The sequence below is a fragment of the Streptomyces mayteni genome, assembly GCF_054783955.1.
The window spans coordinates 1-11,981 of the sequence record NZ_BAAGPR010000166.1 but is presented as its reverse complement, the minus strand read 5'-3'; the positions used below and the strand labels follow the sequence as shown (position 1 = coordinate 11,981).

10 protein-coding genes, 1 tRNA gene and 1 pseudogene are annotated in these 11,981 nt (G+C 73.6%); 6 read left to right on the top strand and 6 right to left on the bottom strand.

Going from position 1 to position 11,981, the window contains the following annotated elements; translation table 11 throughout:
* Nucleotides 1-362: 362 nt before the first annotated feature.
* Nucleotides 363-1,751 (bottom strand): annotated as a pseudogene (locus ACYVPE_RS37290) (HAMP domain-containing sensor histidine kinase); the annotation flags it as partial.
* Nucleotides 1,748-2,464, bottom strand: a complete 717-nt coding sequence (locus ACYVPE_RS37285; protein WP_461038273.1) for a response regulator transcription factor — start codon at nt 2,462-2,464, stop codon at nt 1,748-1,750. The pseudogene ACYVPE_RS37290 and the gene ACYVPE_RS37285, both read right to left, overlap by 4 nt.
* 32 nt (nt 2,465-2,496) lie before the next feature.
* On the opposite strand from ACYVPE_RS37285, the gene ACYVPE_RS37280 reads away from it, so the two are divergent.
* Nucleotides 2,497-2,964, top strand: a complete 468-nt coding sequence (locus tag ACYVPE_RS37280; protein WP_461038274.1) for a hypothetical protein — start codon at nt 2,497-2,499, stop codon at nt 2,962-2,964.
* 39 nt (nt 2,965-3,003) lie between these two features.
* On the opposite strand, the gene ACYVPE_RS37275 is transcribed toward ACYVPE_RS37280, so the two are convergent.
* Together ACYVPE_RS37275 and ACYVPE_RS37270 are read right to left on the bottom strand one after the other, a co-directional pair.
* On the bottom strand, nt 3,004-3,870 hold the full coding sequence (locus ACYVPE_RS37275; RefSeq protein WP_461038272.1) for a spermidine synthase: 867 nt from the start codon (nt 3,868-3,870) through the stop codon (nt 3,004-3,006).
* Between the two features lie 164 nt (nt 3,871-4,034).
* Nucleotides 4,035-4,397, bottom strand: a complete 363-nt coding sequence (locus ACYVPE_RS37270) for a hypothetical protein (RefSeq protein WP_461038271.1) — start codon at nt 4,395-4,397, stop codon at nt 4,035-4,037.
* A 181-nt stretch (nt 4,398-4,578) separates the two neighbouring features.
* Between ACYVPE_RS37270 and ACYVPE_RS37265 the strand changes: the two genes are divergently transcribed.
* Complete coding sequence (locus tag ACYVPE_RS37265; RefSeq protein WP_461038270.1) at nt 4,579-5,991, top strand: hypothetical protein; 1,413 nt, start codon at nt 4,579-4,581, stop codon at nt 5,989-5,991.
* Nucleotides 5,992-6,036: 45 nt separating this feature from the next.
* On the opposite strand, the gene ACYVPE_RS37260 is transcribed toward ACYVPE_RS37265, so the two are convergent.
* Nucleotides 6,037-6,642 (bottom strand): histidine phosphatase family protein, encoded by a 606-nt coding sequence (locus ACYVPE_RS37260; protein ID WP_461038269.1) that lies wholly within the window; start codon nt 6,640-6,642, stop codon nt 6,037-6,039.
* Between the two features lie 185 nt (nt 6,643-6,827).
* On the opposite strand from ACYVPE_RS37260, the gene ACYVPE_RS37255 reads away from it, so the two are divergent.
* From ACYVPE_RS37255 to ACYVPE_RS37245, 3 genes are all read left to right on the top strand, one after another.
* On the top strand, nt 6,828-7,757 hold the full coding sequence (locus ACYVPE_RS37255; RefSeq protein ID WP_461038268.1) for a phosphatase PAP2 family protein: 930 nt from the start codon (nt 6,828-6,830) through the stop codon (nt 7,755-7,757).
* 48 nt (nt 7,758-7,805) lie between these two features.
* On the top strand, nt 7,806-8,150 hold the full coding sequence (locus ACYVPE_RS37250; RefSeq protein WP_461038267.1) for a hypothetical protein: 345 nt from the start codon (nt 7,806-7,808) through the stop codon (nt 8,148-8,150).
* A gap of 73 nt (nt 8,151-8,223) precedes the next feature.
* Nucleotides 8,224-8,297, top strand: a tRNA-Lys gene (locus ACYVPE_RS37245).
* Between the two features lie 76 nt (nt 8,298-8,373).
* Here ACYVPE_RS37245 and ACYVPE_RS37240 read toward each other — a convergent pair.
* A complete protein-coding gene (locus tag ACYVPE_RS37240; protein ID WP_461038266.1) occupies nt 8,374-9,600 on the bottom strand; it encodes a M6 family metalloprotease domain-containing protein in 1,227 nt (408 codons plus the stop codon).
* 375 nt (nt 9,601-9,975) lie between these two features.
* Here ACYVPE_RS37240 and ACYVPE_RS37235 point away from each other — a divergent pair, with 375 nt between their 5' ends.
* Nucleotides 9,976-11,769 carry a putative bifunctional diguanylate cyclase/phosphodiesterase gene (locus ACYVPE_RS37235; protein ID WP_461038265.1) on the top strand — a complete coding sequence of 598 codons (1,794 nt, stop codon included), beginning with the start codon at nt 9,976-9,978 and terminating at the stop codon, nt 11,767-11,769.
* Nucleotides 11,770-11,981: the final 212 nt, after the last annotated feature.

The following is an 11,981-nucleotide window of genomic DNA, read 5'->3' as shown; positions in this document are numbered from 1 at the left end:
GGGGTGGTGGGTGGGGTCCTCGGCATCGGGGGGATGATCAGCGGCCGAGCACGGCGGCCGCGCCGCCGCGGCGTCGGGGGTGGGGCGGCCGGCATGGGAGGCACGCCGCCCGCCGTGGCTGGCTTGGGTGGCACGGCGCCAGCCGAGGCCGGCATGGGTGGCACGGCGCCAGCCGAGGCCGTGGCCGTGGCCGGGGTCGGGGGGCGGCTGCGGCGTAGGCGGCGGGGTGGGGGGGCCGCCCGGCGGCCGGCGAAGATCTGGCGATCGAGCCACCGTGCGGCTCGTTCCCATGGACTCCCCGCGTCCGTCCCGGAACCCTTCCCGGCAGTGAGGCCGGAGAGGGGGGCGAGGGGAGCCTGGCCCCTGGCCCGGTGTCGCGTGCCGCGGCGCCGGGTCGGGGCCGGGTACTTCCTGGTCCAGCCGCCGTCCCTGGCGAGCCAGAGTCTGATCTCGGCGCCGCCGAGCACCGAGCGGCCGATCCGCAGGTCGCCGCCGGTGGACTCGGCGAGGCGGCTGGCGATGTCGAGGCCGAGGCCGGTGGAGCCGCGGCCGCCGTCGCCCTCGCCGCGTTTGAGGGCGGCCTCGGGGTCGGCGATGCCGGGTCCCGCGTCGGAGACCAGCACGATGACGGCGTCGGCGGCGCCGCCCGCGCGGTACATGTCGACGGAGAACGCGGTGCCCTCGGGGGTGTGCCGGAAGACGTTGCCGAGCATCGCGTCGAGCGCGGCGGCCAGGTCCGCCCTGGCGACCGGGACCGGGACGGGTTCCTCGACGCCGGCGACCCGGACCTCGCGGCCCTCGTCCTCGGCGAGCGCGGACCAGAAGTCCATCCGGTCCTTGATCACCTCGGCCGCGTCGGTGACCTCGCGCGGGCGGCCGTCCGGGACCGCGTCCCGGTGGGCGCGGGCGGTGGCGATGATCTCGTCGACCTCGCCCTCCAGTTTCTCGACCGCCTGCCTGGTCTGCTCGGCGGCGTCGCCGTCGCCGAGCGAGGCGGCGTTGAGCCGGAGCACGGTGAGCGGGGTGCGCAGGCGGTGCGAGAGGTCGGCGGCCAACTCGCGTTCGGCGGTGAGGAGTCCGGCGACCCGGTCGGCCATGGAGTTGAACGCGGTGGCGGCGGAGCGGAGTTCGCCCGGGCCCTCGTCGGGGACCGGGACCCGGACGCCGAGTTTGCCCTCGCCGAGTTCCCGGCTGGCCTGCGCGAGTCGTTCGGTGGCCACCACCGTGCGGCGGGCGAGTCGGTCGGCGACGGCGGCGGAGCAGACGACGAGTCCGAGGCCGACGCCGGCGAGCACCAGCCAGGCGACGGCGACGCCGTCGGTGAGTTGGTCGGAGGTGACGAACACCTCGATGAGGGCGATGCGTTCGCCGTTCAGGGGGATCGGTTGGACGAGGGCCACGCCGCCCGGGACCGTGAAGCGTTCGGCGCTGCCCTGTTCGGCGACGTGGTTCAACACGTCCTGGGTGACCCGGTGCCGGCCCAGCGTCTCGGGCGGTTCGCCCCGGCGGCCCGGCAGGTCGATGGCGACCCGTCCCTCGGCACCGGCGTCCGTGCCGGTCACCGCCCGCTCCAACTCGTTGATGTCACCCGCGAATCCGACGGCCGGCGCCAGCAGGGCGGCCTGCCGTTCCGCGGCGGAGACCGCCCGGTCGACCGCGACGTCGCGGACCAGCATGCCGAGCGGGACCCCGAAGGCGACCACGACCATGCCGGTGACGGCGAGGAACCGCCGGATCAGGGACCATCTCATACCGGTGGCTCCAGTTTCACACCGACCCCACGCAGCGTGTGGAGGTACCGGGGGCGGGCGGCGGTCTCACCCAACTTGCGGCGCAGCCATGAGAGATGGACGTCGATGGTCTGGTCGTCGCCGTACGACTGGCGCCAGACCTGGGTGAGCAGCTCCTTGCGGCTGACCACCACCCCCGGGCGTTGGGCGAGAAAGGCCAGCAGGTCGAACTCACGTCGGGTCAGGTCGAGTTGGGTGCCGTCGAGTTGGGCGAGTCGGCGCAGTGGGTCGACGGCGAGGCCGCCGACGCGGAGCACCCCGTCGCCGCCGCCACCCGTGCCGCCGTGGCCGCTCTGGCCGTTGGCGCCACTGCCGCCCGCGCGGCGCAGCACGGCGGCCATCCGTGCCGAAAGGTGCTCCACCGAGAAGGGTTTGACCAGGTAGTCGTCGGCACCGTCGTTCAGCAGCCGGACGATCTCACCCTCGTCGTCGCGGGCGGTGGCGATGATCACCGGGACGTCGGTGACGCCGCGCAGCATCTTCAGCGCCTCGCGGCCGTCCAGATCGGGGAGGCCGAGGTCGAGAATGACCACGTCGAAGCCGATCTGGGCGACCTCGCGCAGTGCCTGCAGTGCGGTGCCCACGCTACGGACGCTGTGCCCCGCCTCGGTGAGATGCCGGATAAGGGCGGATCTCACAAACTGGTCGTCCTCCACAACAAGCACATGCGCCATGCGCGGCACCGTACGCCATTAGAGTGACCGCGATGCAGCGGTTTCTGGTCCGCGTTGGGAAGGCCGTCGCCTGGGTGGTTTCGACCGGTGCGGCGGTGGGTGTGGCGTGGCTTGGCGTGCATGCGGTGCTGGGCGCGGCCAGTGAACCGCCGCGCGCCGTTCAGGTCTCGGACGACGTCTCCGACGTTCCACCAGAGGCCTCTTCGACGCGCCGCCCCCGCCCTCCGGACGCTCACGAGTCGTCCGAATCATCCATGGAATCCGGTACGTCCGGCGTCGAGACGGTCAACACGGCCGGCGGAGAGGTGGTGTTACTGGTCGAGGCCGACTCGGCCGAACTGATCTCGGCCACGCCCAACGAGGGCTGGGAGGTTCGGATCAGGGAGCAGGAGGGCCTCATTCGCGTGATGTTCACAGATGAGGAGGGCAGGCGGGCGTCCGTGACGGTTCTGTGCGCCTGGCTCGACTCCCCACCGGAGATCCAGACATACCGGGACTGAACTCCTATGCGTACGCGGCCGACTACGGCTTGAATTCGCCTATTCGAAGACTCCGGCCGGCGGCGGAGGCGACGGGACGGCTGTGGCATCGGTCACAGTCGGGGCGCCGCCGGTGAAGTCGCGGAGCTCCCGGCCCGTCAGCACCCTGGCCGGCCGGGGGTCGGCGGCGCAGCGGCGGGTCAACTCGGCGACGGGCAGCGGGGCTTCGGCGGCGAGCAGCACGCCGTTGCCGAAGCGCCTGCCGCGCAGCACGGCGGGCTCGGCGGCCAGGCAGGCGTCGGCGAAGCGGTCGAGCGCGGTCGCGGCCTGCGCGCGCAGGTACGCGAGCGGTGGCCCGTCGGCGATGTTGGCCGCGTACCAACCGCCGGGGCGCAGCACCCGCCGCGCCAGGTCGAGGAATTCGGCGCTCGCGCAGTGCGCCGGGGTGCGGGCGCCCTGGAAGACGTCGGCGATGACCAGGTCGGCCCAGCCCTCGGGAAGCCGGTCGAGCAGGGCCCGGGCGTCGACGGCGCGCACCCGGATCCTGGCGGTGTCGGGCAGCGGGAGTTCACGGCGGACCAGGGCGGTGAGCGCGGCGTCCGGCTCGGCGGCCTGCTGGGTCGACCGGGGTCTGGTGGCCGCCACGTAGCGGGCGAGGGTGAGGCCGCCGCCGCCGAGGTGGACGGCGTTGATCGACCGCCCGGGCGGCGCGACGAGGTCGACGGCGTGCCCGAGCCGCCGTTGGTACTCGAAGGACAGCCGGGTGGGCTCGTCGAGGTCGACGTGCGACTGCGGGGCGCCGTCGAGCAGCAGCTGCCAGCCGCGCGGCCGGTCCGGGTCGGGCACCAGCTCGGCGAGGCCGCCGGCCACCATCTCGCTCACGCGCTGGCCGGTCGCGCCGCCGCGCCGCCGTCTCTGCTTCGCCATGCCCCCAGTCTGCGGGTTCGCTGGCCGCGGGGCCGCGACCGGTCCGCCGAACGCCTCGTCGCGCGCTACGGCGGCGGGCCGGCCGGCGAGCCGGCCGCGCTACCGCGGGCGCCCGGCGCACGGCCCCCCACACGGCACGGCATCAACCTCACAGGGCAATACCCCTAGCGGCGGCAGCGGTCGACGACGGCGAGCATCGAGACCGCCTCGTTCAGCGCGGCCCGCAGCCGGTCGGGTTCGGTGGCCTGCCGGACGGCGCGGTCCGGCGGGACCAGCCAGCCGGTGCCGGTGACCGGCGGCAGGGTGCCCCGGCGGGAGCCGGCGTAGGTCTGGGTGCAGGCGCTGCCCGGCAGGTCCCAGCGCTCGGCGGTGCCAGGCGGCACGATGAAGCCCAGGGTGTCACCGGTGCGGTCGTGCAGCACCGGCCCTACGCCGTGGCGCAGCCGCAGGATGTCGGCGGCCTCGAGCCCCTCCCGCGCCGGCACGGTGACCAGATCGCAGGGCGCCGCCTCACCGGTGTCCGCCATGGGGGTTCCTCTCCTCACGCTTCCTTCGGTCGGTCGCGGTGTACAACGGCCGTAGCGCGTCAACGGCTACGGCCTCGGACCGCTGAAATGGTTGGCAGTTCATGGCAGATCGCAGGCGGAATATCCGTTTTGTAGCGAAACATTCTGTAGTGCCGCTACGGCTGCGGGTACGGTCTCGCGCATGGCGACGTCACCATCCGCGTCCCGGCCGTCCGGTCCCAACCGGCTCTTCCGGGAGCTGCGGGGGCAGTTGTCCCCCGGCGAGTTCGCCGCCGCCGTGCGGCGCGCCGCGCGCGAGATCGGCGAACGGGTCTCCTGCGACGCCCGGTACGTCGGGCGCGTGGAAGCAGGCGAGATCCGCTGCCCTAACTACGCGTACGAACGGGTATTCCTTCATATGTTCCCCGGCCGTTCGTTGGCCGATCTGGGCTTCGAATCCCGACTGACGGTCCGCGGCCGCCGAGCGGGTGCCGAGCCGGAACCCGGCGCGGTCCCCTCGCCCCCACCCCCATCGCATCCCGCGCACCCCACCCCGATCACCGACGACCCGGAGGAGGGCGACGTGCTGCGTCGCGCGTTCATGACCGGCGGATCCGCCGCCGTGGCGAGCCTCACCACCCTGTCCCCGTCTCCCCTGCCGGCCGGCAGCGCCACGGCCGCCGCCGCCTCGGCCGCCGGCCGGCCGGGCGAGCGGGAGGCCGTCGCCGTGCACCGTACGGTCGCCGAGATCCGGCTCCACGACGATCGCCACGGCGCCGAGGACCTGTTCCGCGCCGCGGGCGACGCCCTGCGCGCCGCCTACCAGTTGGTCGACACCGGCGCGAGACGCGCGGCCGTCAACGACCACCTGCAGTCCGGCGCGGGCGAACTGGCGATCTCCGTCGGCTGGTTGGCCCATGACTCGGGCCGGCTCGCGGACGCCCGCTCGTACTACGCGGAGGCGCTGGCCACCGCCCGGGTCAACGGCGACGCGGCGCTGGAGGCGCACGCCTTCTGCAACACCGCCTTCCTCGCGAGGGACGCCGGCTGCCCCCGGGAGGCGGTGCGCGCGGCGCAGGCCGGGCAGCAGGCCGCGCGAGCGCTCGGGCTGCCGCACCTGCGGTCGCTCCTCGCGCTGCGCGAGGCCAGCGGCTGGGCGTCGCTCGGCGACCGCGGCGGCTGCGAGGAGGCGCTGTCCCGGGCGAGCGCCACCTTCGAGCGCGGCCGGGGGTCGATCGAGGCGGCGCCCGAGTGGATGTCGTTCTTCGGCGACGCGGAGTTCGCCAGCCAGCGGGCGGGGTGCTGGGCCGCGCTCGGCGACTGGGAGCGGGCCACGGTCTGCTCGGCCGAGTCCGTGACGGCCGCGCTCGGCGAACCGCACTTCGCCCGCAACATCGCGCTGTACTCGATGGAGCACGCCGAGCACCTGGCGTCCGGGGGCCGGCCAGAGGAGGCCGCGGCGCACGCCTGGCGGGCGGTCGACCTGCTCGGCCAGGTGCGGTCGGGGCGGATCAGGACGATGCTCGACGCCCTGGCCGACCGACTGCGGCCGGCCCGCGGCGACTCGACGGTGGCCGCGCTCCTCGACCGCCGCCCCGAGTGGGCCACCGGCTGACCCGGCCGACCCCGCTCGCGCGGGCGTGCGGGCGTGCGGGCGCGACTAGGCGCGCTCCTCCAGGTGACCCGTGTCGTTCCAGCGCTCGATCGCCGGCTCGCCGTAGGCCCAGCCGAGCGCGCAGAGCGCGGCGGCCTCCAGCTTCAGCCGGGCCGCGAACCTGATGTCCTCGCCGAGCCAGCGGGCGGCGATCGCACGGAGGATGTGTCCGTGGGCGAAGAGCACCGCGTCCCGCTCGGCGTCCCGGGCCCAGGCGACCACGGCGTCGGCCCGGTCCGAGAGCTCGGCCATGGTCTCGCCGCCGGTCACGTCGTCGCGCCAGATCACCCAGTCCTGGCCGCGCCTGGCCCGGATCTGCTCGGTGGTCAGCCCCTCCTGGTCGCCGTAGTCCCACTCGCGAAGCGCGTCCCAGCCGGTGGCGCGGTCGCCGAACCCGGCGAGCTCGCAGGTCTCCCTGGCCCTGGACAGCGGGCTGGTGCGCACCTCGGCGCCCGGCAGCCCGTCCCAGGGGGCGTGGTGCAGCCGCGCGCCCAGCGCCTTGGCCTGGGCGCGGCCCTCGTCGAGCAGCGGGACATCCGTGTGTCCGGTGTGCCGCCCGGCCACCGACCAGGCCGTTCGTCCATGCCGGACCAACACGATGCGCGCCGCCATGACCGTCCTTCCATCCGTTTCAACCGTCTCGTCCGTCACTCATCATCCCGTACGCAACCGTGGAGGGCTCCCCCGGCGTCCTTACCCCCGCGCTTCGGCATACGGTGGTGCTCATCACACGGCCGCCAGGCGCCGTGAACGTGAACCCGACATGAAGCCGACGCGAGTGGGGAGTCTGAGTCCGCATGCCCCGTGACCGGCCACGCCTGTGGACCGAGCTGCTGCTGATCGTGGTCGTCTATGGGGCCTACACGGTGGCCAGGCTGGCCGCTCGTGGCGACGTCACCACGGCCGTGGACAACGGCCTGCGCATCCTCCGCATGGAGAACGCGCTCTGGCTGCACCCCGAGGTCCCGCTGAACGAGCTGTTCACGCAGGAGGCCTGGCTCGGGGTGCCGTCCTCGTTCGCGTACGCCTCGCTGCACTACATCGTGACGCCGATCATCCTGATCTGGCTCTTCCGCTGGCGGCCGGCGCACTACCGGCTGATGCGCACCTGGCTGCTGACCTCCACGCTGCTCGGCCTGGTCGGCTTCACGCTGGTGCCCACCAGCCCGCCCCGGCTGCTGCCCGGCAACTACGGCTTCGTCGACAGCCTCGCCCAGTACGCGCAGTACGGCTGGTGGACGGACGACGCGAGCGCGCCGAGCGGCATGGGCGACTTCACCAACCAGTACGCGGCGATGCCCAGCCTGCACGTCGGCTGGTCGCTCTGGTGCGGCGCCGCGCTCTGGCACTACGGGGCGCGCACCCCGCTGGTGCGCGCCCTGGCCGTCGGCTATCCGCTGATCACCACCATCGTGGTCATGGGCACGGCCAACCACTACTTCACGGACGCGGTGGCCGGCGCCGGCGTGATGGTGCTCGGGCTGCTGCTCGCCCGCCCGCTGCTGCGCTTCGGGGAGTGGCTCCGGGAGCGGTACGACCTGGTCGGGGTCGCGTCCCGGGCCACGGGCGGCAGGAGCCGGGAGGTGGCGAAGGGGCCGAAGAGCCTGACCGCGCCCCGGCCGCGCGACGGGCAGGCCCACGAGCGGCTCTCCGCCGCCGAGCGGCTTCGCGGGGCGTCGCGGCACAATGGATCGGCACGGCGGGAGCAGCTCGCCCCGCCGTCCTGAGATCGGCCGAGGCCGGGTGCGCCGAGGCCGGGTGAGGAGAGCGTCCGCATGTCCGATTCCGGCCAGGCGCCCGAGCCGCCGCGGTACCGCCGCCCGGCGGCGTTGTTCTTCGAGCCGCCCGCCGAGCAGCCGGACGAGGAGCACTTCTTCGCACTCGAGTCGATCGCCGATCCTGGCGAGCTCCTCGACCGGGCGACGGAACTCGCGGTGGCCTTCCAGGCGGCCGCGGACCGCTCGGTCGAGTTCCAGGCGATGGCGGCCGCCAGGCTGGCCGACCCCAAGCGCTTCGACCGGATCCCGGCCGCCGCCGTCGCGGAGCGCGCGGGGTGGACCGAGGACTACGCGGTCAAGATGATCGAGTTCGGTCGTGAGCTGCTGCGACGCCGTCCCTGAGGCCCCAGGTGGGAGGGCTCCCGTCGATTTTTGTTCCGCCGGACGGGGGTGCTAGAGTCTCAGACGTCAGCAAGCGCCGCTAGCTCAGTTGGTTAGAGCAGCTGACTCTTAATCAGCGGGTCCGGGGTTCGAGTCCCTGGCGGCGCACCTGATGAAGGGGCCCCACCGAGAGGTGGGGCCCCTTCCTTGTGTCTGTCGCGTTCGCCGGCTGCGCCGGGTTCGCTCAGGTCTCCGCGCGCTCCCGCACGATCTTGATGTCCCAACCGCCGGTCGCCGTGCGGTCGCCGACCTCGACGCGGACGCCGGTCTCGGTGTCGTAGTAGCTCTCGCCGGTGCCCAGCGGGGCGTCGGCCAGCCGGGGATGGACGGAGGCGGCGTGGCAGGCGCTGGTCTCCGGATGGCCGTCGAGCACCTGGATCGGGCCGTCGGCGGACGCCACGTCGCTGCGCACCCGGTAGAGCAGCACGCCGTGGGTGCAGGTGGTGGCGTCGTTCCCGATCGGGGCGCGTGCCTCGGCCACCAGCGCCTCCTCTGGCCCGAGGCGGACCACGGCGAGCCGGGTGTCGGCGGCCGGCGCCGAGCCGTCGAGCGGGGCGGCGAGCGGCTGGAGGGTGTGCCGGGTGGTGCCGAGGCCGCGCACGCAGTCGACGTGGTCGGCGTCGAGCCAGCCGAGCTTCCACTTGTGCCAGCCGAAGAGCTCGGGCGACAGCCCGAACTGGCTGCCCATCAGGTCCCAGTCGCCGACGTGGGTGTCCCAGTCGCCGTAGCCGTCCTCCGGCCGGTTGTAGAGGTCGGGCAGGTCGAAGACGTGTCCGGTCTCGTGGGCCAGCACGTTCCGGTCGGGTGGGCGGCGCTCGAAGACGGTGACGACGCGGTGGACGCTGGCGTCGCCCACCGTCATGGGCCGATCGAAGTTGACCACCTTGGTGGCGTCGGAGTCGACGCCCGGCGCGTCGGGGTCGGCGACCAGGTAGACGACGTCGTAGTCGGCGAGGTCGACGTGCGGCGCCACGGCGCCCAGCGCGTCCCGGAGGTAGGCGTAGCGCCGGTCGGGCTCCCAGTCGCGCTGTATGGCGTAGGAGCGGGAGTCGTCCGGCATCTCGATCCAGCGGTCGGTGACGGTGGGTCGCAGGTCGAACGTGCCGTAGGAGGCGGCGCGGAAGTAGTCGCTGGTGGCCGGGAAGTAGTCCTCGGCGATGGCGGCCGGGTCGGTCTTCGGCCTGGCGTCGGGGAAGGAGAGGAACAGCATGACGGCCTTCAGCTCGCCGACCGGCCTGGGGTAGTCGCCGTTCCAGCTGTCGACGCCCTCGGAGTGGTGGATCGCGGCGCGGGGCAGGCTGCAGGGCTCGTCGGCGATCGCGTGGGTGCCGGGTCCCGCCGTCAGCGTGGTGCCGATCAGGGCGGCCAGCACGGTGAGCACCGCGGCGGGTCTGCGGTAGGCGCGGCGCACATCGACCTCCCGTCGAGCCGTGGGGGAATCCGCGAGAGAACTCCGCGAGGGAACACCGCCACCACTCTGTTCAGATTTGGGAGGACTTGGCCTGTTTCAGTAGGCCGCGCGGGTCATGGGCAGTACGATCACCCTGCGTATTCATCGCTCGTTAACGATCGTGACTACAAACACGTCGAGCAGAAACGATCAGCTTCTCGAAAATTTGTCGCAAGCACAGATTTCAGAGAAAGAGACAGGCCCGCCGGGCACTGGCTCCAGCCGCCGCGTAACCTCTATGATCGCCACATTTCCAGCGCGGATGCGCCAGCGAGCAGCCGGCGAGCGCCCGACAGCGGCATCCGCCAGGCGACCAGTCCCCTCCGGGAGCGATCGGTGAACGGACCCCCCAAAGGACCGGGCCAAGACCCCGAAGGCGGCCTCGGCGCGACCCCGACATCCTTCACGGAGAGTGATGTTCTCCGGGACTATCGGGCGGCCTTCCGGATCGCCCAACTGCCGATGGCGTTGGTGGGCAGATCGGGCCAGATCCTGGCGGCCAACCCCGCCCTCGGGCTGCTGCTCGGCGTCGAGCCGGCGGCCCTGGCGGGCCAGCGCGCCGACGCCGTCACCGGGCTCGGCCTGGACGGCCGCACCCGCGGCTCCTACCACGCGGTGCTGCGCGGGCACAGCGACCGGATGCGGTGCACCCGGCGGCTCAAGCACGCGGACGGGCACACGCTGTGGGCCGAGGTCACGGTGCTGCCCACCGGTGACGACGCGGCCGCCGCCGCGGCCGCGCTGCTCACCGTGCAGGACATCAGCGAGCGCCGCGACCTCCAGCAGCGGCTGCGGCACATCCAGATGCACGACCCGGTGACCCGGCTGCCCAACCGGGCGCTGTTCTTCGAACGCCTCACCACCGCGCTCGCCGACTCGGCGACCGGCCGGATCGGCCTCTGCTACCTGGGCCTCGACGGCTTCAAGGCCATCAACGACACCCTCGGCCACCGGGTCGGCGACCAGCTGCTCGGCGCGGCCGCGCAGCGGCTCGCCCACTGCGCGACGGGCGCCGGCGGGCACCTGGTGGCCCGCCTCGGCGGGGACGAGTTCGCGGTGCTGGTGGAGGGGTCGTCCGGCACCGAGCAGCTGACCGGCCTCGCCGAGGCCATGCTGACGGCGCTGCGGCCGCCGTTCGACCTGGACGGCCAGCGGCTGGCCGTCTCCGCCAGCATCGGCGTGGTGGAGCGCGAGTCGGCGGGCACCTCGGCGACCAACCTGATGCAGGCGGCCGACACGACGCTCTACTGGGCCAAGACGGACGGCAAGGCCAGGTGGACGCTCTTCGACCCGGAGCGGAACGCCAACCGCATGACGCGGCAGTCGCTCTCCTCGACGCTCCGTCCGGCGGTGGAGCGCGGGGAGTTCACACTGGAGTACCAGCCGATCGTGGGGCTCGCGGACGACATCGTGCGCGGGGCGGAGGCGCTGGTGCGCTGGAATCACCCGCGGTTCGGGAAGCTCGGCCCCGACAAGTTCGTCGGCCTGGCCGAGGAGAACGGCGCGATCGTGCCGCTCGGGCGCTGGGTGCTGCGCGAGGCGTGCCGGCAGGCCCGCCGCTGGCAGCTCGACCACCCGGCGGCGCCGCTGTTCGTGAGCGTGAACGTGGCGGTGCGTCAGGTGTGGGACTCGGACCTGGTGCGGGACGTGGCGGAGGCGCTCGAGGAGTCCGGGCTGCCGTCCGGGCTGCTCCAGCTGGAGCTGACCGAGTCGGCCGTGATGGGCTCGGCCGGCCGGCCGCTCCAGGCCCTCCAGGCGCTCTCCGACATGGGAGTCCGGATCGCCATCGACGACTTCGGCACCGGCTACTCCAACCTCGCCTACCTCAGCCGGCTCCCGGTGCGGGCCCTCAAACTCGACGGCCTCTTCGTCCGCGGCTTCCGCACCGCGCGCCACCTGAACCCGGCCGACGAGACGATCGTGACGTCCCTGGTCCAGCTGGCCCACAAGCTCGGCCTGACGGTGACGGCCGAGTGCGTGGAGGGCCCCGCCCAGGCCGAACGCCTCCGCCGCATCGGCTGCGACACCGGCCAGGGCTGGCACTACGCCCGCCCCATGCCAGCGGCCGCCCTCTCCCAACTCCTCACCACACCGGCACTGCGCGGCCGCTCCGACGACACGACGCGCTAACGCCGCGCGGCGTGGGCGGGGAGCGCCGCCGCGCGGAGCGCGGCCCCGGCATACGGCCGGGTCCGGCCGGCTGAACGCTGGCGCCAGCCAGGTCCGGCCTGGCCGCCCTGCGACAAAGCCGCGACGCGGGGACGCTGCGCCACCGTGCGCGCCGAGGCACCGGCCGGGTGCGGCCGGCTGAACGCTGGCGCCAGCCGGGCGGCCGGCAGGCG

Coding starts and splice junctions, on each gene's coding strand:
- ACYVPE_RS37285 (WP_461038273.1), bottom strand. CDS start 2,464: ATGGCGCATGTGCTTGTTGTGGAGGACGACCAGTTTGTGAGATCCGCC.
- ACYVPE_RS37280 (WP_461038274.1), top strand. CDS start 2,497: ATGCAGCGGTTTCTGGTCCGCGTTGGGAAGGCCGTCGCCTGGGTGGTT.
- ACYVPE_RS37275 (WP_461038272.1), bottom strand. CDS start 3,870: ATGGCGAAGCAGAGACGGCGGCGCGGCGGCGCGACCGGCCAGCGCGTG.
- ACYVPE_RS37270 (WP_461038271.1), bottom strand. CDS start 4,397: ATGGCGGACACCGGTGAGGCGGCGCCCTGCGATCTGGTCACCGTGCCG.
- ACYVPE_RS37265 (WP_461038270.1), top strand. CDS start 4,579: ATGGCGACGTCACCATCCGCGTCCCGGCCGTCCGGTCCCAACCGGCTC.
- ACYVPE_RS37260 (WP_461038269.1), bottom strand. CDS start 6,642: ATGGCGGCGCGCATCGTGTTGGTCCGGCATGGACGAACGGCCTGGTCG.
- ACYVPE_RS37255 (WP_461038268.1), top strand. CDS start 6,828: ATGCCCCGTGACCGGCCACGCCTGTGGACCGAGCTGCTGCTGATCGTG.
- ACYVPE_RS37250 (WP_461038267.1), top strand. CDS start 7,806: ATGTCCGATTCCGGCCAGGCGCCCGAGCCGCCGCGGTACCGCCGCCCG.